The organism is Streptomyces sp. NPDC015130 (genome assembly GCF_043080005.1).
Classification (GTDB): Bacteria; Actinomycetota; Actinomycetes; order Streptomycetales; family Streptomycetaceae; genus Streptomyces.
Map to the genome: position 1 here is coordinate 17,271 of NZ_JBIBVC010000002.1, position 25,071 is coordinate 42,341.

Annotated in this window: 21 protein-coding genes; 11 read left to right on the forward strand and 10 right to left on the reverse strand. The window is 74.3% G+C overall.

What is annotated here, in order from left to right; all coding sequences use genetic code 11:
• Positions 1 to 20 precede the first annotated feature (20 nt).
• From ACF08F_RS03440 to ACF08F_RS03460, 5 genes are all read left to right on the forward strand, one after another.
• The gene (locus ACF08F_RS03440; protein WP_392296823.1) at positions 21 to 1,340 is read left to right on the forward strand and encodes an MFS transporter; all 1,320 of its coding nucleotides are present in this window, start codon (positions 21 to 23) and stop codon (positions 1,338 to 1,340) included.
• A gap of 20 nt (positions 1,341 to 1,360) precedes the next feature.
• Positions 1,361 to 3,427: a SpoIIE family protein phosphatase gene (locus ACF08F_RS03445; RefSeq protein WP_392296824.1), complete on the forward strand. Its 2,067-nt coding sequence runs from the start codon at positions 1,361 to 1,363 to the stop codon at positions 3,425 to 3,427.
• The gene (locus tag ACF08F_RS03450) at positions 3,424 to 6,183 is read left to right on the forward strand and encodes a SpoIIE family protein phosphatase (RefSeq protein WP_392296825.1); all 2,760 of its coding nucleotides are present in this window, start codon (positions 3,424 to 3,426) and stop codon (positions 6,181 to 6,183) included. Before ACF08F_RS03445 ends, ACF08F_RS03450 begins: the two co-directional genes overlap by 4 nt.
• 119 nt (positions 6,184 to 6,302) lie before the next feature.
• Positions 6,303 to 7,595 carry an amidohydrolase gene (locus ACF08F_RS03455; protein ID WP_392297314.1) on the forward strand — a complete coding sequence of 431 codons (1,293 nt, stop codon included), beginning with the start codon at positions 6,303 to 6,305 and terminating at the stop codon, positions 7,593 to 7,595.
• 74 nt (positions 7,596 to 7,669) lie between these two features.
• On the forward strand, positions 7,670 to 8,365 hold the full coding sequence (locus ACF08F_RS03460; RefSeq protein WP_392296826.1) for a GntR family transcriptional regulator: 696 nt from the start codon (positions 7,670 to 7,672) through the stop codon (positions 8,363 to 8,365).
• Positions 8,366 to 8,558: 193 nt separating this feature from the next.
• Here the strand turns inward: ACF08F_RS03460 and ACF08F_RS03465 are convergent, their stop codons facing one another.
• Positions 8,559 to 9,704 (reverse strand): hypothetical protein, encoded by a 1,146-nt coding sequence (locus tag ACF08F_RS03465; RefSeq protein ID WP_392296827.1) that lies wholly within the window; start codon positions 9,702 to 9,704, stop codon positions 8,559 to 8,561.
• On the reverse strand, positions 9,701 to 10,633 hold the full coding sequence (locus ACF08F_RS03470) for a 5-dehydro-4-deoxyglucarate dehydratase (protein WP_392296828.1): 933 nt from the start codon (positions 10,631 to 10,633) through the stop codon (positions 9,701 to 9,703). The genes ACF08F_RS03465 and ACF08F_RS03470 overlap by 4 nt, the downstream gene beginning before the upstream one ends.
• Positions 10,634 to 10,862: 229 nt before the next feature.
• Between ACF08F_RS03470 and ACF08F_RS03475 the strand changes: the two genes are divergently transcribed.
• The gene (locus tag ACF08F_RS03475) at positions 10,863 to 11,672 is read left to right on the forward strand and encodes an NAD-dependent epimerase/dehydratase family protein (protein WP_392296829.1); all 810 of its coding nucleotides are present in this window, start codon (positions 10,863 to 10,865) and stop codon (positions 11,670 to 11,672) included.
• 281 nt (positions 11,673 to 11,953) lie between these two features.
• Here the strand turns inward: ACF08F_RS03475 and ACF08F_RS03480 are convergent, their stop codons facing one another.
• Entirely contained in the window at positions 11,954 to 12,928 is a 975-nt protein-coding gene (locus ACF08F_RS03480) for an AraC family transcriptional regulator (RefSeq protein ID WP_392296830.1), read from the reverse strand.
• A gap of 55 nt (positions 12,929 to 12,983) precedes the next feature.
• Here ACF08F_RS03480 and ACF08F_RS03485 point away from each other — a divergent pair, with 55 nt between their 5' ends.
• Both ACF08F_RS03485 and ACF08F_RS03490 read left to right on the forward strand, forming a co-directional pair.
• Entirely contained in the window at positions 12,984 to 13,223 is a 240-nt protein-coding gene (locus ACF08F_RS03485) for a hypothetical protein (protein ID WP_392296831.1), read from the forward strand.
• 36 nt (positions 13,224 to 13,259) lie between these two features.
• A complete protein-coding gene (locus ACF08F_RS03490; protein WP_392296832.1) occupies positions 13,260 to 14,492 on the forward strand; it encodes a TerD family protein in 1,233 nt (410 codons plus the stop codon).
• A 30-nt stretch (positions 14,493 to 14,522) separates the two neighbouring features.
• Here ACF08F_RS03490 and ACF08F_RS03495 read toward each other — a convergent pair whose 3' ends face one another.
• From ACF08F_RS03495 to ACF08F_RS03510, 4 genes are all read right to left on the reverse strand, one after another.
• Positions 14,523 to 15,542, reverse strand: a complete 1,020-nt coding sequence (locus ACF08F_RS03495; RefSeq protein WP_392296833.1) for a 1-aminocyclopropane-1-carboxylate deaminase — start codon at positions 15,540 to 15,542, stop codon at positions 14,523 to 14,525.
• Between the two features lie 183 nt (positions 15,543 to 15,725).
• Positions 15,726 to 16,421, reverse strand: a complete 696-nt coding sequence (locus tag ACF08F_RS03500; protein WP_392296834.1) for a GntR family transcriptional regulator — start codon at positions 16,419 to 16,421, stop codon at positions 15,726 to 15,728.
• A gap of 107 nt (positions 16,422 to 16,528) precedes the next feature.
• A complete protein-coding gene (locus ACF08F_RS03505) occupies positions 16,529 to 17,962 on the reverse strand; it encodes an alkaline phosphatase PhoX (protein ID WP_392296835.1) in 1,434 nt (477 codons plus the stop codon).
• 177 nt (positions 17,963 to 18,139) lie between these two features.
• On the reverse strand, positions 18,140 to 19,627 hold the full coding sequence (locus ACF08F_RS03510) for a hypothetical protein (RefSeq protein ID WP_392296836.1): 1,488 nt from the start codon (positions 19,625 to 19,627) through the stop codon (positions 18,140 to 18,142).
• A gap of 251 nt (positions 19,628 to 19,878) precedes the next feature.
• Here ACF08F_RS03510 and ACF08F_RS03515 point away from each other — a divergent pair, with 251 nt between their 5' ends.
• Positions 19,879 to 21,714 carry an endonuclease/exonuclease/phosphatase family protein gene (locus ACF08F_RS03515; RefSeq protein WP_392296837.1) on the forward strand — a complete coding sequence of 612 codons (1,836 nt, stop codon included), beginning with the start codon at positions 19,879 to 19,881 and terminating at the stop codon, positions 21,712 to 21,714.
• A gap of 51 nt (positions 21,715 to 21,765) precedes the next feature.
• Here ACF08F_RS03515 and ACF08F_RS03520 read toward each other — a convergent pair whose 3' ends face one another.
• Positions 21,766 to 22,485, reverse strand: coding sequence for an antibiotic biosynthesis monooxygenase (locus tag ACF08F_RS03520; protein WP_392296838.1), 720 nt, complete (start codon positions 22,483 to 22,485; stop codon positions 21,766 to 21,768).
• An 86-nt stretch (positions 22,486 to 22,571) separates the two neighbouring features.
• On the opposite strand from ACF08F_RS03520, the gene ACF08F_RS03525 reads away from it, so the two are divergent.
• On the forward strand, positions 22,572 to 23,015 hold the full coding sequence (locus ACF08F_RS03525) for a GNAT family N-acetyltransferase (protein WP_392296839.1): 444 nt from the start codon (positions 22,572 to 22,574) through the stop codon (positions 23,013 to 23,015).
• A gap of 18 nt (positions 23,016 to 23,033) precedes the next feature.
• Here the strand turns inward: ACF08F_RS03525 and ACF08F_RS03530 are convergent, their stop codons facing one another.
• Positions 23,034 to 23,771 carry an SDR family NAD(P)-dependent oxidoreductase gene (locus ACF08F_RS03530; RefSeq protein WP_392296840.1) on the reverse strand — a complete coding sequence of 246 codons (738 nt, stop codon included), beginning with the start codon at positions 23,769 to 23,771 and terminating at the stop codon, positions 23,034 to 23,036.
• A 166-nt stretch (positions 23,772 to 23,937) separates the two neighbouring features.
• On the opposite strand from ACF08F_RS03530, the gene dapA reads away from it, so the two are divergent.
• Positions 23,938 to 24,822, forward strand: coding sequence for a 4-hydroxy-tetrahydrodipicolinate synthase (gene dapA, locus ACF08F_RS03535; RefSeq protein ID WP_392296841.1), 885 nt, complete (start codon positions 23,938 to 23,940; stop codon positions 24,820 to 24,822).
• On the opposite strand, the gene ACF08F_RS03540 is transcribed toward dapA, so the two are convergent.
• Complete coding sequence (locus tag ACF08F_RS03540) at positions 24,801 to 25,019, reverse strand: hypothetical protein (protein ID WP_024757184.1); 219 nt, start codon at positions 25,017 to 25,019, stop codon at positions 24,801 to 24,803. The two genes, dapA and ACF08F_RS03540, sit on opposite strands and share 22 nt — an antisense overlap.
• Between the last annotated feature and the right edge of the window lie 52 nt (positions 25,020 to 25,071).

The window sequence follows — 25,071 nt, forward strand, 5'->3', positions numbered from 1 at the left end:
TCAGAGGTCAGGCTGCGGGCATGCGTTGGTATCTGACAGGCATCGTCGTGTCCGGATTCGGTTCGACGGCCATGTGGCTGGTCTCCGGGATCTGGGTCAAGTCCCTCACGGGTTCGGACAGCCTGGCGGCGCTCGCCGCCTTCGCCCTGTGGGCGCCCGTCCTCGTCGGTCCGCTGCTCGGCACGCTCGCCGACCGGGTGCGCCGACGGCCCCTGCTCGTCGTCCTCAACGCGGCGACGGCGCTCCTGCTGCCCGTGCTCCTGTGGGTGGAGTCGGCGGACCGGGTGTGGCTGCTGTTCGCGGTGCTCGTGCTGTACGGGGCCCAGGGCGCCGTCCACGAGGCCGCCGAGCAGGCGCTCGTGGCGACGACGCTCGACGAGGCGCGGCTCGGCACCTTCAACGGGCTCCGGATGACCGCGAACGAGTCGACGAAGCTGATCGCGCCGCTCGTGGCGGCGGGGCTCTTCGCCCGGTACGGGGGCGGCCCGGTCGCCCTCCTCGACGCGGCGAGCTTCGCGCTCGCGGCGGTCCTCTTCGCGCTGATGCCGGTCCGGGAGGAGCGGCCCGCGCGGCCCGCGCGCCGGAACTGGTGGCGGGAGACGGCCGGGGGCGTACGGCTGCTGCGGGCCTCGCCGGTGCTCCGGCCGCTGGTGGCGACGGGCGGGTTCACGATGCTGCTCGCGGGGGTGAACGGGGCCGCGATCTACGCCGTGGTGGACGGCGGGCTCGGGCGCTCCCCCGCGTACGCCGGCGTGCTGTACGCGGTGCAGGGCGCGGGCTCGGTCCTCGCGGGCCTGTTCGCGGGGCCGCTGCTGCGCCGGGTCCCGGAGCGGGAGGTGGCGGCCGTCGGTCTCGCGGTGTTCGCGGTGGCGGTGGGCGTGCGGGCGCTGCCGTACGGGGTGACGGCCCTCGTGGCGAGCGCGGTGATCGGCCTGGGGATGCCGTGGGTCCTCGTCGCCGTCATGACGGCGGTCCAGCGGGAGGCCCCGGCGGAGGCGGTGGGCCGGGTGGCGGCGACCGCGCACACCCTGGTCTTCGCCCCGAACGCGCTGTCCATCGCGTTCGGCGCCGGTCTGGTCGCGGTGGTCGACGTACGGATCCTCCTGCCGGTCCTGGCACTGGCGGGAACGGCCTGGGCCGCCGGGCTCGCGGTGCGGGGCCGGCGGCGGGACGGGCGCCCCGGGACCGGCCGGGGTGACGACGGACCCGGCCGGGGCGACGACGGACCCGGGCGGGGCGACGACGGACCCTGGCGGGGCGACGGCGCCGGGGACGGCCGGGTGGACGGGCTCGCGGTGCGGGGTGGGCAGGGGGCGGGGAGCATGGAGGGAGGCGCGTAGGGCGGCGGGAGGAGGGCAGTGTGACGGCCGGTTCCTTCCCGGAGACGGCGGGGCGGGCGAGTGTGCCGTTCGACGCCAAGGGGCTCCTCGACATCCTCGGGGTCGCGGCCGTCGTCATCGACGCGCGCGGCCGGATCGTGCTGTGGAGCCCGCAGGCGGAGGCCCTCTTCGGCTACCGCGCGGACGAGGCCCTCGGCCGGTACGTGGCCCGGCTGATCGTCGGCGCCGAGCACCGCGAGGAGGCGATGCGGCTCTTCGGCGAGGTGCTGCACGGCGGCGCGACCTGGGCGGGCACCTTCCCCGTACAGCTCAAGGACGGCAGCACCCGCGAGGTGGAGTTCCGCAACATGCGGCTCACCGACGACCTGGGGGGCCTGTACGCGCTGGGGATCGCCGCCGACCGCGCCGTCGTCGAACGCGTCGAGACCGGCCTCGCCCTCTCCGACCGGCTCGTCTCCCAGTCGCCCATCGGTCTCGCCGTCCTCGACACCGACCTGCGGTACGTCCTCGTGAACCCGGCCCTGGAGCGGATCAACGGCGTCACCGCCGAGCTGCACATCGGGCGCCGGATCTCCGACATGCTGCCGGGGGTCGACGCGGCGGCGCTGGAGAAGGCACTGCGCGAGGTCCTCGCCACGGGCCGGCCGCTGCTCGACCGGCCGACGTCCGGGCGGACCCCGGCAGACCCCGAGCACGAGCACTCCTGGTCGGTGTCCTTCTACCGCCTGGACGGGCCCGAGGGCAGGGTCCTGGGGGTCGCGGTCTCGGTGATCGACGTGACCGAGCGGCAGGACGCCGACGCGGAGGCGGACCGGTCCCGGCGGCGGCTCGCGCTCGTCGCGGACGCCTCGGCGCGGGTCGGCACCACCCTGGAGGTGGACCGTACGGCCGACGAGCTCGCCGGGGTCGTGGTGCCCGAGCTCGCGGACATCGCGGCCGTCGACGTCCTCGACTCCGTCCTGGCCCTGCGCAGGCCCGGGGCCCCCGAGGCGGGCCCCGAGCTGTTCCGCGCGCTCGCGGTGAAGGCCTCGGGGCCGACGGAGGCGCTGCCGGCCGCGGACCCTCCCGGGGCGGTGGCGATGTACGGGGCGGACCGGCTCGTCACCCGCTGCGTGCACACGGGGCTGCCGGTCCTCGTCGAGCACGTCGGTCCCGGTGACCTGCCCCGGATCGCCCGGAGCCCGGAGGCCGCGGCCCAGCTCCGCCGGGCCGGGGTCCACTCCTACCTGGCGGTGCCGCTCATCGCGCGCGGAGAGGTGCTCGGCGCGCTCGACCTCAAGCGGGACCGCAATCCGCTGCCCTTCGACGGCGACGACGTGCTGCTCGCCACGGAGCTCGCCGCCCGCGCCGCGGTCAGCATCGACAACGCCCGCTGGTACCAGAGCGTGCGGAACTCCGCGGTGACGCTCCAGCGCAGCCTGCTGCCCGGCACCCCGCCGGAGCGCGCGGGCCTGGAAGTCGCCGCCCGCTACCAGCCCGCGCAGGCGTCGAGCGAGGTCGGCGGCGACTGGTACGACGTGATCGGACTGCCCGACGACAAGACGGCGCTCGTCGTCGGGGACGTGATGGGCAGCGGGATCGACGCGGCGGCGACGATGGGGCGGCTGCGCACGGCCACCTGCGCGTTCGCGGACCTCGACCTGTCGCCGGCGCAGGTGCTGCGGCACCTGGACCGGATCACGGCGGGCCTGGAGCACTACATCGCGACCTGCCTCTTCGCGGTGCACGACCCGCGCCTGGGCCGGTGCCGGATCGCAAACGCGGGCCATCTGCCGCCCGTGCGGATCCCCGCGGACGGCCCGGCCGAGCTGGTACGGCTCTCGACCGGGGTGCCGCTGGGGGTGGGCGGCGGCACCTTCCGGACGGCCCGGATCCCCTTCCGCCCCGGGGACGTGCTCGTCCTCTACACGGACGGCCTCGTCGAGACCCGTGACGCGGCGATCGACGACCGGCTCGCGGTGCTCGTGGGACTGCTCGACGGAGCGCGCGGCCCCCTGGAGGAGACCTGCGACATGCTCCTCACGGCGCTGCGGCGGCCGGGCGCGGCGGACGACGTGGCGCTGCTCCTCGCACGGAGCACGGCATGAGCGCGCGGAAGGCCCGGAAGTCCGGGGACGGCACGACGGGGCTGCGGAGCGTCGCGGGCCAGGTCTTCGCCCTGGAGGCGCTGATCGCCCTCCTGGTCATCGCGGCGGCGGTCTTCGTCGTCTTCCACCAGGCGCAGCGGGACACCGAGCGGGACGCCCGGATCCGGTCGCTCTCGGTCGCGGAGGCCTTCGCGCACGCGCCGGGCGTCGACGAGGCGCTGACCTCGCCGGATCCGACGGCCTTGCTCCAGGCCCGGGCGGAGGCCACCCGCCTGGCGACGGGCGTCGACTTCATCGCGGTCCTGAGCCCGGCCGGGGTGCGGTTCACGGACTCGCAGCCGGAGCTGATCGGCCGCGTCGCCACCGGGGACCTCACGCGCGCGACGGTCGACGGCGAGTCCTTCACCGAGCTCTTCCGGGGCGCGCCGAACGACGCGGTACGGGCCGTGGTCCCGGTGGTGGACGAGCAGGGCAAGATCGTCGGCATGGTCAGCAGCGGCATCGAGGTGGAGAGCATCTCGGACGCGCTGCGGGGGCGGCTGCCGCTCCTGGCCGGCGCGGCGGCCGGGGCGCTGGCGCTCGCCGTGGGCGGGGCGGGACTGGTGAGCCGGCGCCTGCGGCGGCAGACGCACGGCCTCGGGCCCGCCGAGATGACCCGGATGAAGGAGCACCACGAGGCGGTCCTGCACGCCGTGCGCGAGGGCGTCCTGATCGTCGGCCCCGACCACCGGCTGCTGCTCGCCAACGACGAGGCGCGCCGGCTGCTCGGTCTGTCGGCGGAGGCGGAGCGGCGGCACGTCTCGGAGCTCGGCCTCGATCCCCGTACGGTCGAGCTCCTCACCTCGGGGCGGGCGGCCACCGACGAGGTGCACCGGGCGGGCGACCGGCTGCTCGCGGTGAGCGTGCGCCCGACGCTGACCGGCGGCGCCGATTCCGGGAGCGTCATGACGATGCGGGACACCACCGAGCTGGCCGCCGTGACCGGCCGGGCGGCGGTGGCCCGCGGCCGGCTCCAGCTGCTGTACGAGGCGGGGGTGCGGATCGGGACGACGCTGGAGGTCGTACGGACCGCGGAGGAGCTGGCGGAGGTGGCGGTGCCGCGGTTCGCGGACTTCGCGACCGTGGAGCTCCTCGAACCGGTGCTGCGCGGGGAGGAGCCCCCGGCCGACGCGGGCACGATGACGGAGATGCGGCGGACGGCGATGAGCGGGCTGCGGCCGGACCAGCCGCTCCAGCCGGTCGGCGAGACCATCCGCTTCGAGGTGACCGGCGCCCCGATGGCGGTCGCACTGGCCGCGGGGCACGCGGTGGCGCAGCCGGAGCTGGCGGCGGCGGAGGCCTGGCGGGCGCAGGACCCGGAGGGGGCGGCGCAGGCCCTCGCGTACGGGATGCACTCGCTGCTGACGGTGCCGCTGCTGGCCCGTGGGGTGGTCCTCGGGATGGCGAACTTCTGGCGGGCGGACACCCCGGAGCCCTTCGGGGACGAGGACCTGTCGTTCGCGGAGGAGCTGGCGGCGCGGGCGGCGGTGGCGATCGACAACGCGCGGCGGTTCACGCGGGAGCACGCGATGGCGGTGACGCTCCAGCGGAGCCTGCTGCCGAGGGTGCTGCCGGACCAGAGCGCGGTGGAGGTGGCGTACCGCTACCTCCCGGCGAAGGCGGGGGTGGGCGGCGACTGGTTCGACGTGATCCCGCTGCCGGGGGCGCGGGTGGCGCTGGTGGTGGGCGACGTGGTGGGGCACGGGCTGCACGCGGCGGCCACGATGGGACGGCTGCGGACGGCCGTGCACAACTTCTCGACGCTCGACGTGCCCCCGGACGAGCTCCTGGGCCATCTCGACGAGCTGACGGGCCGGATCGACCACCGCGAGTCGGAGGGCCCGGACGCCGAGGGGCGGCGGCGGGAGGAGGGCATCACGGGCGCGACCTGCCTGTACGCGATCTACGACCCGGCTTCCGGGCGGTGCGCGGTGGCGAGCGCGGGGCACCCGGGGCCGGCGCTCGTCGGCCCGGACGGGAAGGTGGAGTTCCCCGAGCTGGCGCCGGGGCTGCCGCTGGGGCTGGGACTGGGGGACGCGCCCTTCGAGACGACGGAGCTGGTGCTGCCGGAGGGGAGCAAGCTGGTCCTCTTCACGGACGGGCTCCTGGAGGACCGGGCGCGGGACCTGGACACGGGTCTCACACTGCTGCGGTCCACGCTCGCCCGCCGGGACCGGAGCCCGGAGCAGACCTGCGCGGACGTCCTGGCGACGCTGCTCTCCTCCTCGCCGAGCGACGACATCGCGCTGCTCGTGGCGGAGACCCGGCTGCTCGACCGGGAGCGGATCGCGGAGTGGGAGGTGGTGCGGGACCCGTCGGCGGTCTCGCCCGTACGGAACGCGGCGGCGGCCAAGCTGTCGGAGTGGGGGCTCGACGGACTCGCGTTCACCGCGGAGCTGATCCTGAGCGAGCTGATCACGAACGCGGTGCGGTACGGCGCCGATCCGGTCCGGGTGCGGCTGCTCCACGACCGCACGTTGATCTGCGAGGTCTCGGACGGCAGCAGCACGTCCCCGCACCTGCGGCACGCGACGACGACCGACGAGGGCGGCCGCGGGCTGTACCTGGTGGCGCAGTACGCGGAGCGGTGGGGCACGCGGTACGGCCGCCGCGGCAAGACGATCTGGGCCGAGCTGCGGGTGGACGACACGGACGCGGGCCCGATGGCGGCGACGGTGGTGCCGGACCTGGACGCGCTGGAGGACCTGGCCTGGTGAGGGGGCGGCCGACGCCCTGTGAGGGGGCGGCGCCCGGCGAGGGGCGGGCCGGTGAGGCGGGCCGGTGTGGAGCGGGCCGGCGCCCGAGCCGGCCCCCCGAGGGGCAGGCCGACGTCCACCTGCCCGCCCTCTGGTATACCAAGCAGTGGTATACCAGGTGCCTGGACGCCCCAGCCGTGAGCCCGAGGAGAGACCCCGTGACGACCCCGACGCAGCCGACCGGCACCGCGACCGTGTTCCACGACGTACGGCTGCCCTCCGGCGGCCCGGCCGGCGAGCTGATCGCCGTGGACGGTCTGCTCGTGGACGCGGTCCCGCCGGGCGCCGTCGTCGAGCGGGTCGACGGGGGCGGCCGGCTGGCCCTGCCGACGCTGGTCGACGCCCACATCCATCCCGACAAGACGTCCTGGGGCGAGCCCTGGCACAGCAGGCGGCCGGCGCGAGGCATCGCCGAGTACGTCGCCGGGGACGTGGAGCTCGCCCGGGCGCTCCCCACCCCGGTGGCCGAGCGGGCGCTGCGGCTGATGTCGCACGCGGCGGCCCAGGGCACCCGGGCGATGCGCGCCCACGCCGACGTGGCCCCGGCCTACGGCCTCTCCGGGATCGAGGGGGTCGCCGCGGCGGCCGCGCAGCTGGCCGGGGTCGTCGACGTCGAGCTGGTCGCCTTCCCGCAGCACGGGGTGGTCCGCACCCCGGGGGTGGCCGAGCTCCTGGCGGAGGCCGCCGCGAGCGGTCTCGTCACGCACATCGGCGGCATCGACCCGGCCGGGTTCGACGCCGAGGGCGCCGGGGAGGGGGATCAGCTCGGCACGGTCTTCGGGCTCGCCGAGCGCCACGGCCTCGGGCTCGACATCCACCTCCACGACCGGGGCGAGACCGGCCTCGCCCCGCTGCGGGACATCGCCGCCCGCACCCGGGCGCTCGGCCTCCAGGGCCGGGTGGGCGTCGCCCACGCCTTCGCGGTCGCGGGTCTCTCCGCTCGGGAGCTGGACGAGACGGCGGACCTGCTCGCGGGGGCCGGGATCTCCCTCACCACGGTCGCCCTGTCGGAGACGACGATCCTGCCCTTCCGCCGGCTGGCGGAGCGCGGGGTGCGGGTCGGGCTCGGCTCGGACGGGGTGCGGGACAGCTGGAGCCCGTTCGGCGACGCGGACATGCTGCACCGCGCCTGGCTCGCGGGCTGGGCCGTGGACGCACGGCTCGACGAGGACCTGGAGGCCTGCTTCCGCCTCGCGGCCGACGGCGGCGCGGAGCTCCTCGGCCTCCCGAAGGCCGACCTGCGCACGGGCTCCCCCGCCGACTTCATGCTCGTCGACGGCGAGTGCCTGCCCCAGGTGGTGGTCGACCGCCCCCGCCGCGAGCTGGTGGTCCGCGCGGGCCGGGTGGTGGCGAGGGACGGGCGCCTGGTCTGACGGCAAGGCCCCGGCCGTCTGCGAAGATCGTGCGACGGCCGCCGCCCCCACCCCGCCGGACTGGAGCCCTCCCCATGACCGCCCCCCGCCCCGCCGCCCTCGGCCCCGCCGCCGGGGACACCCCCCTGTCCCTGCGGGAGCGGGTGTACGTGGAGCTGCGCGAGCGGATCATCGAGGCGGAGTACCCGGCGGGGACGCGGCTCGTCGAGCGGGAGGTCGCCGACGAGCTGCGGGTCTCCCGGGTGCCGGTGCGGGAGGCGATGCAGCGGCTGGAGTCGGAGGGCTTCCTCTCCGTGCGCCCGCGCCGGGGCTCGGTGGTGGCGGACTTCGGGCCCGAGGACGCCGAGCACCTCTTCGACGTACGGGAGAACCTGGAGGGCCTGGCCGCGCGGCTCGCCGCCCGGAACGCGGACCCCGCGCGGCTGCGCGACCTGGAGCGGCTCCTGGCCCGGGCCCGGAGGGCGGCGGAGGCGGGGCGGCTCCGGGAGACCGTCTCCCTCAACGCCGACTTCCACCGGCGGATCGTCGAGCTCTCCGGCAACCCGCTCCTGGTGGACCTGATGACCCCGCTCGACTCCCGGCTGCGCCGGCTCTTCCGGCTGACCTCGGACCGGTCGGACGGCGAGCCGATGTGCGGGGCCCACGAGCGGCTCTACGCGGCCGTCCGCGACCGGGACGAGGACGGCGCGGAGGCGCTGGCCCGCGCCCATGTCGCGGACACCCGCGTCCTGGCCCGGCGCCTGCTGACGGCCGGGCCGGACACCCGCTGACCTGCAAGGGCACCCCCTAGGGCGTGTTGCGAAAGTCCCGCCTGCCCGACGGCGTCTGGCACGCACGCTCGCCGCGTTGTCGGGATCGCCCCGATACGTCCAGTATCGGGGCGACCCTCCGCCTTGCGATCGCACGCACCAGACGCCGTCGGGCCCGCCCTGCGGGCGGTCGGCGCTACTTTCACAACACGCCCTAGGACAGGTCCGGGCCCGTCTTGTGCAGGGCCGCGCGGACCGCTGCCAGGTCCGCGTCCGAGGCCAGTCCCGCGTGGTAGAGCCGCAGTTCGGTCGCCCCCGCGTCGCGGGCCCGTCCGGCGTCGTGGGCCAGGCGGCCGGGGGCACCGCCCATGCCGGTGACGACGGAGAGGTTGGCGGCGACGACCGTGCCGGGGCCGGCGTGGGCCGCGAAGGCGGCGACCTTCGGGGGGCGTGCGACCACGCCGTCCGCGAGGGCGAGGACGCGGGCCGGGTCCGTACCGGCGTCGGCGCCGCAGCGGTACGGGTCGGGGTCGGCATGCAGCAGGACGCGGAAGCCGGGCGGGGCTGCGGCCCGTACGGCGGCCACGGCGGCCTCCTGGAAGGAGCGGGCGGTCCCGGCGCGCCAGGCCAGGACGGGCGCCTCCAGATCTCCGAGGCCGGACGCGGGGCCGGCGCCGGCCCAGACGGGGGCGAGGGCCCGGCGGACTGCGGCGGCCACCTCGTCGGGGTCGGCGCCGCCGTTCCCGTACCCCTCGCGGCAGGAGGGGCAGAAGCAGAGGGACATGAGGTACTGCTCGCGGTCGCCCAGCGGGACCCCGGAGGTCTTGTCGTGGGCGTGCAGATGGGCGAGGCCGTACCAGCCGCAGGACTCCAGCTCGGTGCCGGCCGCGCCGGGGCGCACGGCGGCCTCGGCCGCCAGGTCGACGAGCAGCGCGCGGACGTCGGGGCGGGCGATGCAGGGGGCCCAGGGGTAGCGGTCGCCGTACGCGTTGACGACGGAGGTCTCGGGGTGCTCGGCGCCGAGCCGGGAGTTGTGGGCGAGGACGACCCAGCTGTGCACGTCGAGCCCGGTGCCGGCGAGGGCTTCGGCGGCCCGGCCGTAGGAGTCGCCGGGGGCCCACTCCCCCGCCGGGTACGGGCGGAGCGCGCGGCCCGCCCAGCGGTCCGGGTCCGGCGGGTAGAGCACGGCGGCGTGCTCGGCGGTGACGATCCGGCGGGCCGGGTGGCGGGGGCTCAGCGCCCGGGTGGAGTGGTAGGCGGCGGCGAGCGTGACCTGCGCGATGCCCAGTTCCGCGAGGAGCCCGGGCGCGGCGGGGTCGCCGTCGACGTCCCAGGGGTAGAGGAAGGCCGCCGCTCTCACGCCCCGGCCTCCTTCAGGAGGGCCCGGCCGCGCTCGACGAGCCGGGCGAGTTCGGCGAGGTGTTCAGGGGCGGGCTCGCTGAGCGGCGGCCGTACGCCTCCGACGTCCAGCCCCTCCATCCGCACCGCCGCCTTGACGAGCGAGACGGCGTATCCCCGGCCCTGGGAGCGGAGTTCGACGAGCGGCCGGTAGAAGCCGTCGACGAGCAGGTCCACGGTCGCCTCGTCGCCGGAGGCGAGGGCGCTGTGGAAGGCGAGGGCGAGGTCGGGGGCGAAGCAGAAGACGGCGGAGGAGTAGAGGGTGACGCCGATGCCCCGGTAGGCGGCGCAGGTGAGTTCGGCGGTCGGCAGGCCGTTGAAGTAGAGCAGGTCGAGGCCCTCGGACCGGACGGCGCTGACGATGCGCTGCATGAGGTCGAGGTCGCCGAGGCCGTCCTTGATGCCGATGACGCCGTCGGCGCGGGCGAGGGCGACGGCCGTCCCGGGGGTGAGGATCGCGTTGTCGCGCTGGTAGACGATGACGTCCAGCGAGGTGGCGGCGGCGAGTTCGGTGTAGTGGCGGAGCAGTCCGGCCTGGTCGGCGACGACGAGGTACGGGGGCATGGCGAGGAGGCCGTCGGCGCCGGCCTCCTCGGCGAGCCGCGCGTACCGGATCGCGAGCGCGGTGCCGTAGCCGGCTCCGGCGACGACGGGGACGCGGCCCGCGGCCTCCTCGACGGCGGCGGCGACGCAGGCCTGGAACTCCTCCGGGGTGAGGGCGTGGAACTCGCCCGTGCCGCAGCAGGCGAAGACGGCCGCGGCGCCCGCGTCGACGCCGGCGCGGACGTGGGCGCGGAAGGCGTCGAGGTCGAGGGAGCCGTCCGGCCCGAAGGCGGTGACGGGGAAGAAGAGCAGGCCGTCGAGCCGGCCGGCGAGCGGGGCAGTGGTCACGGGCGCTCCCAGGAAGTCCGTCGCGTACAGCCGTCCCCCTGCACAGTCGTGCACAGTTCTGACCGTCATCCATATTCTTGAACACCAATGTGCTGCACGCTAGAACAGCCCGGAAGGGCCGGTCAAGAAGAAAGCGCGCCGCATGACGGAGTCTTGACGCCCCGTCGGACCGCTCCCTACCGTGTCCACGGTTGTGAACAACATCCATCCGACGGAGGAGAGCCACTCCATGTCCGCACCCCTCACCGTCCTCCTCACCGGCGCCGCCGGCGGCGTCGGCACGCTGATGCGGGAGCTGCTGCCCCCGTACGGCTACGAGCTCCGCCTGCTCGACGTCGCCCCCGTGCCGGGAGCGCCGGACGCGATCGTCGCCGACCTCGCGGACCGGGCGGCGCTGCGCGAGGCGGTCCGGGGCGTCGACGCGGTCGTGCACCTGGCGGGGATCTCCCTGGAGGCCGACTTCGACAGGATCATGGCCGCCAACATCGCCGGGACGTACCACCTCTACGAGGCCGCCCGCGAGGAGGGCGTCCGGCGCGTCGTCCTCGCCTCCAGCAACCACGCCGTCGGCTTCACCCGCCGCCCGCGCGAGGGCGAGCCGCTCGTCCCGGTCGACACCCCGCACCGCCCCGACACCTTCTACGGCCTCTCCAAGTGCTTCGGCGAGGACCTGGCGCAGCTCTACTGGGACCTGCACGGCATCGAGACGGTCTCCGTGCGCATCGGCTCCTGCTTCCCCGAGCCCACCTCGGTGCGGATGCTCTCGATGTGGCTCAGCCCCGCGGACTGCGCCCGTCTCCTGCACGCCTCGCTCACCGCCGGGTCCGTGGGCCACACCGTGGTGTACGGCTCCTCGGCCAACACGCGCGTGTGGTGGGACCTCTCGGCGGCCCGGGCCCTCGGCTTTGAACCGCAGGACGACTCGGAGGTCCACGCGGAGAAGCTCATCGCCGACAAGGGGCTTCCCCAGCAGGGCAGCGCCGACGACCTCTACCTGGGCGGCCACTTCTGCGTGGACCCGCCGCGCTGGCCGCACTGACGGGCGAGCAGGGACGGACCGACGGCCGCGGGCGGGTGAAGAAGTACGTACGCAGGACCCGGCCGGACTTAAACGGGGGAGCCGGCCGGGGCCCGGGTCACGGGTCGCGCGCTGGCAGACCGGACTCGTCCACGGTAAGCGCGTTCGAAGATCATCGCGAGCCGTTGAACGCGGCCCCTGTCCGGATTGCGCGGCCCGCTCGCACGGCTGCCCGAACACCCCTCACCTGCACGACCTCCCCGGACGCGCCGCACCCGGCGCCCCGGTCCCGGACGCCCTGATCACCCCGACGCCCGCAGGGTGCCGGACGGGGACTCGCCGTACTTCTCGCGGTAGCGCGCGGCGAACCGGCCCTGGTGGGCGAAGCCCCAGCGCCAGGCCACCTCGCTCACGGTCACCTCGTCCGGTGAAGCCGCCCGCAGCTCCTCGCGGACCCGGTCGAGACGGACCTCCCGCACGTACGCCATCGGCGACATCCCCACGTACTCCCGGAAGGACTCCTGCAGGCGGCGCACGCTCACCCGGGCCAGGGCCGCGAGTTCGGTGGTCGTGAAGGGGTGCTCGGGGCGCTCCCGCACCGCGTCCATCGCGCGCTTGACCGGCGCCGGGCGGCGCGCCTCCGCCGGATGGGCGAGCGCCTCGCGCCAGGGGTGCTCGGCGGCCAGCAGCAGCCCGTTGAGCAGCGCCTCCTGGAGCGGCCGCGCGACCAGTTCGTGGTGGGCGAGCCCCTCCCCCGCGAGCGCCTCGTGGGCGACCTGGCGGGCGAAGCGGACCCAGCTCAGGCCGGGGCCGCGCGAGATGTCCAGGCGGGGCTCGAAGGCGAGCGGCCCGCTCACCGGGCGGCCGAGCAGCCGTTCCAGGCGGTCGCGCAGCTCGGCCGCCCCGATCTTCACGGAGAGCGTCCGGCAGTCCCCGCTCCAGCGGTCGAGGAAGGTGTCCCCGGCCGGGTCGAGGAGCAGCGCCTCGCCGGCCGTCGCGACGATCCCGGTGCGGCTGCCCTGACGCATCTCCATCCTGCCGCCGAGCGGCGCGTTCAGGTGGTAGGCGCCGAGCTCCCCGAAGCTCATCCGCACGTCGGCCCCGCAGCTCAGGTCGCCGATGACGAGCGGTCCGAGCGCGACGGTGTCGAAGCGCGCCGCGAAGGGCCTCAGCCGGTCGGTCACGTCCATGCGGTTCGCGTAGTAGCGCGCGTCGAGCTCCTCGCGCGCCTCGTCGACGTCCTCCGTGCGGAACGAACTCCCGCCCACTGTCCCCATGGGTCGAAAGAATATTCATATGACGGATCTGACCGGGAACGGCAGGATGCCCGGCATGCCGAGACCCCAGGGATTCACCTACGAGCGCCGCCGCGACGGCTCCGTCGTCCTCACCCACCACGGACGCGCCGCGGGCGTGCTGCGCGGCGGGCGGGCCGAGAAGTTCCTCGCGGAGGTGGAGGAGGGCGACGCCCAGCTGGTCATGGCGCGGTGGACGGGCGCGTACCGCTTCGGCAACGAGCGGCAGGCCAGGAACCATCCGCGTAACCAGGGTGGCCGAACCCGGCGAGGGTAAGGGAACGGCAAAGCCGTCCGGATCGTTACCCCTGGCATGACCGCTATGACCCCCGGCTCGAACATCCCTCTCACCGCCGCGCGCGTGGCGGTGGACGTCGCCGCCCCGGTGCGGCTCGACGTCTCGGGCCTGCTGCTCGGCGCCAACGGCAAGGTGCGCTCGGACGACGACTTCATCTTCTACAACCAGCCCGCCGGGCCCGGTGTGACCTACCGCTCCGGCGGCGGCACCGCGCCCGACGCGATCGTGGTGGACACGGGCGCGCTCCCGGCCGGCATCGAGAGGATCGTCGTCACGGCGAGCCCCGACGCCGCCGGCCAGACCTTCCAGGGCATCGAGCCCACGGCGACCGTGCGGAACGCGGACGACGGCTCCGTCCTCGCCACCTTCACCCCGCCCCGGCTGGCCACGGAGACCGCGCTGGTGGTCGTCGAGATCTACCTGCGCAACGGCGCGTGGAAGGCCCGCGCCGTGGGCCAGGGATACGCGAACGGGCTGGCCGGCATCGCGACGGACTTCGGCGTCTCCGTGGACGACGAGCCCGCGGCCGCCGCGCCCGTCGCCGCCGCGCCCGTCGCCCCGCCGGCCCCGCCCGCGCCGCCCGTGACGGCCCCGCTGGACCCGCGGATCGCGGCCGCGGCGCCCCCGGCCCCGGCCGCTCCCCCGGCCGCCCCCGCCCCCGTCTCCACCGGCAAGATCAACCTCGACAAGGGCCGGGTCAGCCTCCAGAAGAACCAGACGGTGTCCCTGGTCAAGGGCGGCCGGCCGCTGCTCTCCCAGGTCAAGATGGGCCTCGGCTGGGAGCCCGCGTACCGCGGCAAGGACATCGACCTGGACGCCTCCGTCATCGCGTACGGGCCGCAGCGCAACCACCTGGACAGCTGCTACTTCGGCAAGCTGTCGATCCTGGGCGGCTCGATCAAGCACTCCGGCGACAACCTCACGGGCGAGGGCGCGGGCGACGACGAGGTGATCGTCGTCGACCTCGGCCGGCTGCCCGCCGACGCCACGGGCCTGGTCTTCACGGTCAACTCCTTCTCCGGCCAGAAGTTCACCGAGGTCGCGAAGGCCTACTGCCGGCTGATGGACGCGGCGACCGGCGAGGAGCTGGTCCGCTTCGACCTCACCACCGCCGAGCCGCAGACGGGCGTGATGATGGCCAAGCTCATCAAGCAGTTCTCCGGTGAGTGGGAGATGACGGCGATGGGCGAGTTCGTGAAGTCGCGGACGGTCCGGGGCATGGTGAAGCCGGCCGCCCAGTCGCTCTGAGCGGCGGTCCCACTTCCCTCGCCCCCACTCCTACGAGAAGAGGGCGCTGTAACCGTTGAGGGCGGGCTGGCCGCCGAGGTGGGCGTAGAGAACGGTCGAGTCCCGGCCGATCTCTCCCCGCTCCACCAGGTCGATCAGGCCCGCCATCGACTTCCCCTCGTACACGGGGTCGGTGATCATGCCCTCGGTGCGGGCGGCGAGCCGCATCGCGTCGAGGGTGGCCTCGTCCGGGAGGCCGTACACCCCCGCGTGGTAGCGCTCGTCGAGCTCCACGTCGGCCGCCGTCACCTCGCGCTCGACGCCGATCAGCGCGGCGGTGTCGCGGGCGATCCGGGTGATCTGCTCATGGGTCGGGCCGGGCTTCGCCGAGGCGTCGACGCCGATGACACGGCGGGCCGGGCCGCCCTCCTCGGCGAGCGCGGCGAAGCCCGCGACCATCCCGGCCTGTGTGGAGCCGGTCACCGAGCAGACGACCACCGTGTCGAACCGGACGCCGAGCTCGCGCTCCTGCTCGGCCACCTCGTACGCCCAGTTCGCGAAGCCGAGGCCGCCGAGCGGGTGGTCGGAGGCGCCCGCCGGGATCGCGTACGGCTTTCCGCCCGCCTCCTCGACCTCCCGCAGGGCCTGCTCCCAGCTCTCCTTGAAGCCGATGCCGAAGCCGGCCCGCACGAGGCGCACGTCGGCGCCGGCGAGCCGGCTGATCAGGATGTTGCCGACCTTGTCGTAGACGGGGTCGGGCCAGTCGACCCAGCTCTCCTGCACGAGGACGCAGGCGAGCCCCGCGCGGGCGGCGACGGCGGCGACCTGACGGGTGTGGTTGGACTGGACCCCGCCGATGGAGACGAGGGTGTCGCAGCCCTGGGCGAGGGCGTCGGCGACCAGGTACTCCAGCTTGCGGGTCTTGTTCCCGCCGTACGCGACTCCGGAGTTGCAGTCCTCCCGCTTGGCCCAGAGCGTGGCGCCGCCGAGGTGGTGGGTGAGCCGTTCGAGGGGGTGGACCGGGGAGGGCCCGAAGAGGAGCGGGTAGCGGGCGAAATCGGTGATCGGCAAGACGGCTCCCGGTGGATCGGTGGATGGGCTGCTGGTCGACGCCCCTGCAGGCGCGGGCGCCGGGCACGGGGCGTCAAACCCAAGGCGCCGGGAGTCGGGCTCCGGGCTCCGGGCTCCGGGCTCCGGGCTCCGGGCTCCGGGCTCCGGGCTCCGGGCTCCGGACAGGGAGCCAGGCGCGGGGCGCTACGGGTGGTCGGCGGGCGCCGGGATGCCGGTGACCTCGGCCACCTCCACGGCGTCGTCCGCGAGCTGTTCGAGCGCCGCCCAGATCTCGGTGGTGATCCGGACCGCCGCCTCCGCGTCACCGCTCTCGCACGCGTCGATCAGCCGGGCGTGCAGCTCGGCCGAGCCGCAGCTGCCGGAGTCGCCGAAGAGCCGCCGCTCGACGCGGCGGATCAGCGGGGTGTAGCGCGCGATGGTGGCGGCGGCGGCGTGGTTGCCGCTGGCGACGACGAGGACCTGGTGGAGCTCGTCGTCGGCGCGGAGCGCGGCCTCGACGTCGGAGTCGCGGACGGCGGCCGCGAAGCGCGCGTTGGCCTCGCGCATGGTCCGGACGCCCTCCGGGCCGAGCAGCGGCACCCCGGTGCGGGCGGCGAGTTCGTGCATGACGCGCACGACGGAGGCGGCGTCCCGGACGACCCGGCTGACCGGCCGGGTGACCCGGGTGTAGCTCTGCGGTTTGGTCTCGACGAGCCCCTCGTCGCAGAGCCGGGCCAGGGCCTCGCGCACGGGTGCGCGCGAGAGCCCGAGGAGGTCGGCGAGGTCGGCGTCCTTCAGCGCGGCACCGGGGGCGAGGTCGCCGCGCACGATGGCCTCGCGCAGTGCCTCGTACGCCCGGTCGCGCAGCAGGGTCCGGCCCACGGGCCGCAGTGCGTCCATGGGCTGACATGTTAGATGTCAGCTCATGGACCTGACCAGGGGTCAGAGGGGCAGACCGGGAGGTCCGGAAGGGCAGACCGGAGCCCCCCGGAAGGCCCGTCGGCGGATCAGCGGCGGGGCTGGCGGCGCCAGGGGCCGGTGATCGCGAGCAGGATGCCCGGCTCCTGGATGTTGGCGAAGAGCGTCCCGCCGTCGGGCGAGAAGCAGACCCCGGTGAACTCGGCGTCGTTGAGTTCGTTGCGGGCGATCGGGTACGTCCGGCCGGAGTCGGTCGCGCCGAAGAGGTGCTGCAGGCCGCGGCCGTCCTCGGCGATGACGATCCCGCCGTGCGGGGAGACGGTGATGTTGTCGGGGCCGTCGAAGGCGCCGTCCTCGCCGGGCGTCTCGTTCACGCCGAACATCACCTTGAGGGTGAGGGTCCGGCGCCGGGGGTCGTAGAACCAGACCTGGCCGTCGTGCGAGGGGCCCGGGCTCCACTCCGTGCGCGCGAAGGAGGAGACGACGTACGCGCCGCCGTCGGCCCACCACATTCCCTCCAGCTTGCAGCCGCGGGTGATCGCGCTGTCGGCGAACTGCTTGCGGATGGGGACGGTGCGGGCGTCGCGGTCGGGGACGTCGACCCAGTCCACGCCGAGGACGGTGCCGATCCTGGTGGCCTGGGAGAGGTCGGCGACGAAGCGGCCGCCGGAGTCGGTGCACTTGAAGGCCTGGAGCACACCGGCGTCGTCGGCGAGCGTACGGAGCTTTCCGCGTCCGTGCTCGAAGCCCTTCGGCGGCACCCAGCGGAAGAGCAGGCCGAAGGGCAGGGCGGCGTCCTCGGTGAGGTAGGCGTGGCCGCGCTTGGGGTCGATGACGACGGCCTCGTGGTCGAAGCGGCCGAAGGCCTTGATCGGCTTCGGGTCGAGGTTGGCGTCCCGGTCGTAGGGGTCGACCTCGAAGATGTAGCCGTGGTCCTTGGTCATGCCGTTGACGCCCGCGAGGTCGGAGTTCTCCTCGCCGGTCAGCCAGGTGCCCCAGGCGGTGCTGCCGCCCGCGCAGTTGGTGGAGGTGCCGGCGAGGGCGACCCACTCCGCGACCGTGCCGTCGCGGTGGACCTCGACGACGGTGCAGCCGCCGGGGGCGGTCGCGTCGTAGACGAGCCCCTCGGTGAGCGGGACCGGGTGGGGCCAGTTCGAGCGGGGGCCGTAGAGCTCGTGGTTGTTCACCAGGTACGTGGCGCCGCGCGGGCCGGGGAAGGCCGCGGTGCCGTCGTGGTTGGAGGGGGTTAACTCGCCGCTCTCCAGACGGGTGACGCCGCTGTGGGTGACGACGCGGTACGAGAACCCGGCCGGCAGGGCGAGGACGCCCTTCGGGTCGGCGACGAGCGGCCCGTACCCCAGCGCGTGGCCGTGGCCCTCGCCGCGCCCTGCTCCCTGTGCCTCCGGCTCGTCGGAGGCGAGCGCCTCGGGCGCGGTGGCGAGAGCACCGACGACGCCGGTGAGGGCGAGCCCCGCACCGGCGACGGCGGACTGTCTGGTGAACTGTCGGCGATTGAGCGGCATGGTGTAAGGGTCTCCCTGTTGCGGGTGGATCATGTGGACACCCTCCCGTGCCCCCACGAACACGAGCTAAACACCGCGGGAACGAGCCCGGTCACCACGCCGGTACCACCGTCCGGAAACCGATGCCCATCACCCGGAACCGACCGGAAATCGCCCGGAGCGGGCCGGAACCGACCGTCAGGCGCCCGACCGCGAGCGGGCCTTGAAGGCCGACTTGCGGGCCTCCTTCGCGGCCGTCTTGTCCCGGTGCAGCCGGCCCATCGCCTCCAGGACCTCCGCCGTCGCCGGGTGCTCCACCCGCCACGCCGCCTCGAAGAAGCCGCTGTGCCGGCCGGTGAGCCCCTCGATCAGCTCCTGGACCTCCGCCAGGTCGCCGTCCGCGTCGAGCTGCGCCGCGATCGTGTCGATCGCCAGCCAGAAGATCATCGACTCGGAGGGCGCGGGCACGTCCGCCGCGCCCCGCTCCGCGAGCCAGACCCGCGCCAGACCGCCGAGCTCCGGGTCGTCCAGGACCTCCCGGACCGCGGGCTCCGCCTCGGTGCCCACCAGCGACAGCGCCTGCTGGCAGTGGAGGCGGCGCAGCGGCGAGCCCGCGTCCGAGCCCCGCGCGGCGTGCAGCAGCTCCCGCGCCGCGGTCTCGACGTCGCGGCCTTCGAGCCACGCGGTGGTCTCGGCGCGCGCGGCGCTCTCCGGGTAGCCGGCGATCCCGCCGAGGAGCGCGTCGGCGCCCTTGTCCGCGAGGTCGCCCACGGCGGGGGCGTCCACGCCGGCGTCGAGCATCCGGGCGCGGACGCCGTGGAGGCCGAGCGGGGTGAGCCGGACCAGGCCGTAGCGCGAGACGTCCTCGTCGTCGAGCGGTGCGGCGGGCGCCGCGAGCTCGTCGTCCGCCTCGGCCATCAGGGCCTCGTCGACGGGCTGGTACTCGACGAGCCCGATGGCCTCCAGGAGGCGGAACTGCTCGTCGAGCTGCATCATCGCATCCGAGACCTGCTGCAGCACGTCGTCGGTCGGTTCGCCCATGTCGTCGGGGACGACCATCGAGGCGGCGAGCGCGGGCAGCGGCACCGGGCCGTCGCCGGGTCCGCCCTCGCTGACGGTCAGCAGGTAGAGGTTGCCGAGCACGCCCTCCAGGAACTCGCCCTCCGCCTCGGGGTCCCAGTCCAGGGACGCGAGGTCGATCTCGCCGTCCTCGCCGACGATCGTGTCCAGGTCGTCGAGGACGGGCACGACGGCGTCGGCGAAGACCGCGTCGAAGCCGTCCAGCCAGATCGCGAGGACGTCCTGCGGCGAGCCGCCGGTGACCAGCGCGAGGTTCTCGCCGGGCCCCGCCCCGCCGGGCGTCTCGTCGTCCGCGCCGTCCTCGACCGTCACGAGGCCGGTGTCGACGGCGAGCCGCCAGGCGTCGGCCGCCAGGATCTCGGCGTGCTCGACGGCCTCCTCGTACGCCTCGGTGTCCTCGTCCGCCTCGACGGTGAGGCCCAGGACCTCGACGGCGCCCGGCAGTTGCTCGTCGACGAGCTCGCCGCCCGTGCCGACCCGGGTCTCGGGGCCGGCCCAGCGGGCGAGCAGCACGGCGCGGGCGAGGAGGGGCGCGGCCAGGGCGTCCCGCGCCAGCTCCGCGTCCGCGGGAAGCCGAACGGGGGGAAGGGTGGGCTGCTCCGACATGTGGGGTGTCTCCTCGACGCGTGCGGGTGGGACGGGTGGTGGGACGGAAACGGGACCCCGGAGCCGCCAGGGAGGGGGAGGTCCGGGAAAGAGCGGTACTCAGCGTAGACGCATCCGGGGGGCCGTCCGCCGGTTCACCGATCCGTCAGCCTTCGTACACCCGTCGACTCTTGACAAGTTCCCCCCTCTCGCAAGAGATTGACGCGCGTAGATTCATCTGCCGATCCTCCAAGCACCCTCCGGAGCCCTTGATGTCTTCCTCCATACCGAGATTCGCCGCAGTCTCCGCCGTCGTCGCCGCCGCCCTCGCGGCCGGACTGCTGGCCGGTTCGACGAGCGCCGTCGCCGAGGACGGCGCCGGCGTCCGCGTCCACGACATCCAGGGCACGACCCGCGTCTCCCCGCTCGTGGGGAAGCAGGTCACCGGCGTCACGGGCATCGTCACCGGTGTCCGCACCTACGGCTCGCGCGGCTTCTGGATCCAGGACCCCCAGGCCGACGAGAACCCCGCGACCAGCGAGGGCCTGTTCGTCTTCACCAGCTCGGTCCCGACCGTCGCCGTCGGCGACGCGGTCAGCGTGAACGGCACGGTCACCGAGTACGTCCCGGGCGGTCTGAACTCCGGCAACCAGTCGCTGACCCAGCTCTCCAAGCCCGTGATCACGGTGGTCTCGAAGGGCAACGCGGTCCCGGCCCCGGTGACGATCGCCCCCTGGTCCGTGCCCGACGAGTACACCCCGGAGGGCGACCCGGCCGCCGGCGGCTCGATCAACGGCCTGACGCTGGACCCGGAGACGTACGCCCTGGACTACTACGAGTCCCTGGAGGGCACCAACGTCCGCGTCGGCACCTCGCGGGTGGTCGGCGCCACCGACCCGTACTCCGAGCTCTGGGTGACGGTGAAGCCCTGGGAGAACCGCAACTGGCGCGGCGGCACGGTCTACGGCTCGTACGAGTCCCAGAACACCGGCCGTCTCCAGATCCAGTCGCTGACCCCGATCGCCCAGCAGCCCTTCCCGAAGGCGAACGTCGGCGACTGGCTGACGGGCACGACCGAGGGCCCGCTCGACTTCAACCAGTTCGGCGGCTACACGCTGACGGCCCGCACGCTCGGCAAGGTCGAGGACAAGGGCCTGGAGCGCGAGACCACGGACAAGCAGCACAAGAACGAGCTGGCCGTGGCGACGTACAACGTCGAGAACCTCGACCCGACCGACCCGCAGGAGAAGTTCGACGCCCTCGCGAAGGCGGTCGTCGACAACCTCGCCTCGCCCGACATCCTGGCCCTGGAGGAGATCCAGGACAACAACGGCGCGAAGAACGACGGCACGGTCGCCGCCGACCAGACGGTCAAGAAGTTCACGGACGCGATCGTCGCGGCCGGCGGCCCGGCGTACGAGTGGCGCTCGGTCGACCCGCAGAACAACAAGGACGGCGGCGAGCCCGGCGGCAACATCCGCCAGGTCTTCCTCTTCAACCCCGAGCGGGTCTCCTTCACGGACCGCGCGGCCACGGACGCGAGCTCCGCCACCGCCGTGACGGGCTCGAAGGGCCGCGCGGCCCTGACGGTGTCCCCCGGCCGGATCGACCCGGCGAACACCGCCTGGGACAGCAGCCGCAAGCCGCTCGCGGGCGAGTTCGTCTTCCGCGGCCGCACGGTCTTCGTGATCGCCAACCACTTCGGCTCGAAGGGCGGCGACGAGTCGATCGTCTCGCACCACCAGCCGCCGAACCGTTCCTCCGAGGAGAAGCGCCTGCTCCAGGCGAAGGCCGTCAACACCTTCGTGAAGGACATCGTCGCCCTGGAGAAGCAGGCCGACGTCCTGGTCGTGGGCGACATCAACGACTTCGAGTTCTCCGGGACCACGGAGGCCCTGGCCGACGGCGACGTGCTGTACCCGGCCGTGAAGTCGCTGCCGCGCTCCGAGCGGTACTCGTACGTCTACCAGGGCAACAGCCAGGTCCTCGACCAGATCCTGACGAGCCCGGGCGTGCACCACTTCGAGTACGACAGCGTGCACATCAACGCCGAGTTCGCCGACCAGGACAGCGACCACGACCCGCAGGTCCTGCGCTTCCGCCCGTAGGACGTCCCGCGGGAGCACGCCCCTCGGGAGTGCTCCCCCCGGACGTTCCGGTCACACGCCCGCGCTGAGGCTCAGCGCGGGCGTGTACTTTCGCACCCGGCTGCCGGCGATCCCGGGGTAGTTCGCCACCGCCGCCCAGGCCTCTCCCACCGGGCCGGTGGCCAGACTCATCAGCCACGCCGTGTGGGCCTGCTCGCTCTCCCACTCGGCGAGGTCGAGGGCGCGGGTGCCGTCGACGGAGAGGTGGAACTGGGCAGCGATCGCGCCCGGTATCCGCTGCGACCCCTCGTCCTGGGCCAGCGCGGTGAACACGCTGTCCACCCAGGCTCTCTGGCGTCCGGCGTCCGGCCCGTCGAACTCGACCTCGACGGCCGCGACGAGGCCCGGTACCGCCCCCGCGCTCTCCTCGTTGAGGACGGCGGTCCTGTACGGCGGCGCGTAGCGGTGCGGCTCGACTCTCTCGATCCCGGGGACGGCCGCGTCGATCTCGGCGTCCCGGTCGTCACGGCGGGTGCGGACGAAGTCGTCGTAGGCCTCCTGGGTCGCCCACTGCGCGTAGTGGAGCAGCGTGTCGCCGTCCGCCCCGCAGTAGACGGTGTGTCCGAGCAGCCTCGGGTCCGGCCACTCCCGGCTCTCCCAGGCCTTGCGGACGGCCTCGACGGCGGCGCGCTGGCGCTCGGGGGTGCCGACCGACCAGGTGCTGACGAGGACGGCTTCGACGCCGGGACGGTGGATCTCGGGACGGGCGTCGGGGTGTGCGACGGCGTTCATGGAGGGCTCCCTCTCTTCAGTTGGCCATACCGTCTCGCTTCGGCCATGAACGCGGCATGAAATCCCCTTGTGTGAGACTCGGCAGCATGATTCTCCGCCCCGCCTCCCGCGTCGAACTGCCCGCCGTCCTCGCCCTGCTGGCCGACGAGGAGCGGGTCGTCGACCCCGCCTCGGTCCTCGTCACCGAGGCCTACGAGCGGGCCTTCACGGACATCTCGGCGGACCCGCGCAACGAGATGCTCGTCCTCGTGGACGGCGAACTCGTCGTGGGCTGCCTCCAGATCACGTACATCCCGGGGCTCGGCAAGGGCGGCGCCGAGCGGGCCCTGGTCGAGGCGGTGCGGATCCGGGCCGACCGGCGGGGCGGCGGTCTCGGGCGGGAGCTGATGGAGCGGGCCGTGGCGCGGGCCCGTGCGCGCGGCTGCGCGCTCGTCCAGCTGACCAGCGACAAGCGGCGGACGGAGGCCCACCGCTTCTACGCCTCGCTGGGCTTCGCGCGCAGCCACGACGGCTTCAAGCTGCCCCTCTGAGCCCCCTTCCGAGGCGGGTCAGCCGAGCAGGTGCCCACCGCCGTCCACGAGGAGCACCTCACCTGTGATGTACGAGGCGTGGGCGAGGTCGAAGACGGCCCGGGCGATGTCCTCGGGGCTGCCGACCCGGCGCAGCGGGACGACGTCCGCGACATGGGCCTTGGCCGCGTCGGCGCCGTCGACCCCGTCGAACCAGGGGGTGTCGATGAGCCCGGGCGCGACCGCGTTGACCCGCACGTCGGGGCCGAGGGTCTTGGCGAGGAGCTTCGTCATGTGGTTGACGGCGGCCTTGGAGACCGCGTACGGGATGGAACTGCCGCCCGGCCGGACGCCCGCCTGGGAGGAGATCGTCACGATGCTGCCGCGGGTCTTCCGCAGGTGCGGGACGGCGGCGGTGACGGTCTGCCAGACGCCGATGACGTTGACGTCGTAGAGGTGCCGCCACACGTCGGGCGAGGCGGCTTCGAGGTCGTGGTGCGGGATGAACCGTGTTGTGCCCGCGCAGTTGACGAGGATGTCGAGGCGGCCGAGGCGCTCCACGGTCCGCTCGACGAGCTCCTTGGCCTGGGCTTCGTCCGAGACGTCCGCCCGGAGGTAGACCGCGCCGGGCAGTTCGGCGGCGAGGCGTTCCCCGGCCTCGACGGACCGGGCGGAGTTGACGACGACCCGGATGCCGGCCTCGGCGAGGCGGCGGGCGACGGCGGCCCCGATGCCCGAGGACGAGCCGGTGACGAGTGCGACGCGCTGTTCGCTCATGCGGTGTTCTCCACGTTCTTCACGTTGGTCCAGCGTTCCCCCTGTCGCGCCCGCCGATCATGTTAGACGGCCGCCGCCCGACCCCTCGACCCTTCAGCAGCACTGAATTCTTCGACGAAGAAGAACTAAGTGGACCTTCACGGTCGTGCGCGCCCAGACTGACCGGATGAGCACTGAACGTCCTTTCGGCCGCGCGCTCTGCGCGATGATCACGCCCTTCGCCCCCTCCGGCGCGCTCGATCTCGACAGGGCCGGCGAGCTGGCCGCGCACCTGGTGGCGGAGGGCTGCGACGGACTGGTGCTCAACGGCACCACCGGCGAGTCCCCGACCACCACCGACGCAGAGAAGTCCGCGCTCGTCCGCGCCGTCCGGTCGGCCGTGGGTCCGGCCCCGGCGCTCCTCACGGGCGTCGGCACCGCCGACACCCTGCACACCGCGGAGCTGGCCCGGCAGGCCGCGAAGGCGGGCGCGGACGGACTGCTCGTCGTCACCCCGTACTACAGCCGCCCTCCGCAGGCGGCCGTCGAGGCGCACTTCCTGAAGGTCGCGGACGCGACGGAGCTGCCGGTGATGGTCTACGACATCCCCGGCCGCACGGGCACGCGCGTCGAGCCGGCGACGATGCGGCGGCTCGCCGCGCACCCGCGGATCGTGGCGGTGAAGGACTGTTCGTACGACTTCCTGGCCTCGGCCCGGCTGATCGCGGAGACGGGGCTCGCGTACTACTCGGGCGCCGAGGAGCTGAACCTGCCGCTGTACGCGGTCGGCGGCGCCGGCTACGTCAGCACGGTGGCCAATGTGGCGCCCCGGCAGCTGCGCGCGGTCCTGGACGCCTTCGACGCGGGCGACACCGCGGGCGCGGCCCTGCTGCACGCCCGCGCGCTGCCGCTGGCCGAGCTGATGATGGCCTCGGGGCTGCCCGGCACGGTGACCGCCAAGGCGCTGCTCGGCGGGCCGGTGCGCGAACCGCTGCAGCCCGCCGACCGGGAGACGGTCGACGGGCTGCGGGACGCGCTCGGCGCGCTGCTTCAGGCGGAGTCGGTCGTGTAGGTGCGGCCGAGGATCGCGGCGTGCTCCAGCACGTCCTCCAGTGGATCGTCGATCTGCCCGGTGTGCAGGGAGAGGCTGGGGCCGTTCGTCACGGTCGGCCCGTTGTGCGTGTGCGTCTCGTCCGCCTGGGCCGCGCCGGCCGGCAGCAGCACCGCCACCGCCGTGAGCACCCCGGCGACCGTGGGCTTCGTCCTCATGTCGACTCCTCGCCTTGTCTGCGTACAGTGACTCTGCGTCCTGCCTAACGTC

What these genes read in the sequence shown, in the direction of transcription:
- ACF08F_RS03450 (WP_392296825.1), top strand. Translation starts at nt 3,424, where the DNA reads ATGAGCGCGCGGAAGGCCCGGAAGTCCGGGGACGGCACGACGGGGCTG.
- ACF08F_RS03475 (WP_392296829.1), top strand. Translation starts at nt 10,863, where the DNA reads ATGTCCGCACCCCTCACCGTCCTCCTCACCGGCGCCGCCGGCGGCGTC.
- ACF08F_RS03530 (WP_392296840.1), bottom strand. Translation starts at nt 23,771, where the DNA reads ATGAGCGAACAGCGCGTCGCACTCGTCACCGGCTCGTCCTCGGGCATC.
- ACF08F_RS03510 (WP_392296836.1), bottom strand. Translation starts at nt 19,627, where the DNA reads ATGTCGGAGCAGCCCACCCTTCCCCCCGTTCGGCTTCCCGCGGACGCG.
- ACF08F_RS03480 (WP_392296830.1), bottom strand. Translation starts at nt 12,928, where the DNA reads ATGGGGACAGTGGGCGGGAGTTCGTTCCGCACGGAGGACGTCGACGAG.
- ACF08F_RS03500 (WP_392296834.1), bottom strand. Translation starts at nt 16,421, where the DNA reads ATGGACGCACTGCGGCCCGTGGGCCGGACCCTGCTGCGCGACCGGGCG.
- dapA (WP_392296841.1), top strand. Translation starts at nt 23,938, where the DNA reads ATGAGCACTGAACGTCCTTTCGGCCGCGCGCTCTGCGCGATGATCACG.
- ACF08F_RS03520 (WP_392296838.1), bottom strand. Translation starts at nt 22,485, where the DNA reads ATGAACGCCGTCGCACACCCCGACGCCCGTCCCGAGATCCACCGTCCC.
- ACF08F_RS03515 (WP_392296837.1), top strand. Translation starts at nt 19,879, where the DNA reads ATGTCTTCCTCCATACCGAGATTCGCCGCAGTCTCCGCCGTCGTCGCC.
- ACF08F_RS03485 (WP_392296831.1), top strand. Translation starts at nt 12,984, where the DNA reads ATGCCGAGACCCCAGGGATTCACCTACGAGCGCCGCCGCGACGGCTCC.
- ACF08F_RS03440 (WP_392296823.1), top strand. Translation starts at nt 21, where the DNA reads ATGCGTTGGTATCTGACAGGCATCGTCGTGTCCGGATTCGGTTCGACG.
- ACF08F_RS03505 (WP_392296835.1), bottom strand. Translation starts at nt 17,962, where the DNA reads ATGCCGCTCAATCGCCGACAGTTCACCAGACAGTCCGCCGTCGCCGGT.
- ACF08F_RS03460 (WP_392296826.1), top strand. Translation starts at nt 7,670, where the DNA reads ATGACCGCCCCCCGCCCCGCCGCCCTCGGCCCCGCCGCCGGGGACACC.
- ACF08F_RS03540 (WP_024757184.1), bottom strand. Translation starts at nt 25,019, where the DNA reads ATGAGGACGAAGCCCACGGTCGCCGGGGTGCTCACGGCGGTGGCGGTG.
- ACF08F_RS03525 (WP_392296839.1), top strand. Translation starts at nt 22,572, where the DNA reads ATGATTCTCCGCCCCGCCTCCCGCGTCGAACTGCCCGCCGTCCTCGCC.
- ACF08F_RS03490 (WP_392296832.1), top strand. Translation starts at nt 13,260, where the DNA reads ATGACCGCTATGACCCCCGGCTCGAACATCCCTCTCACCGCCGCGCGC.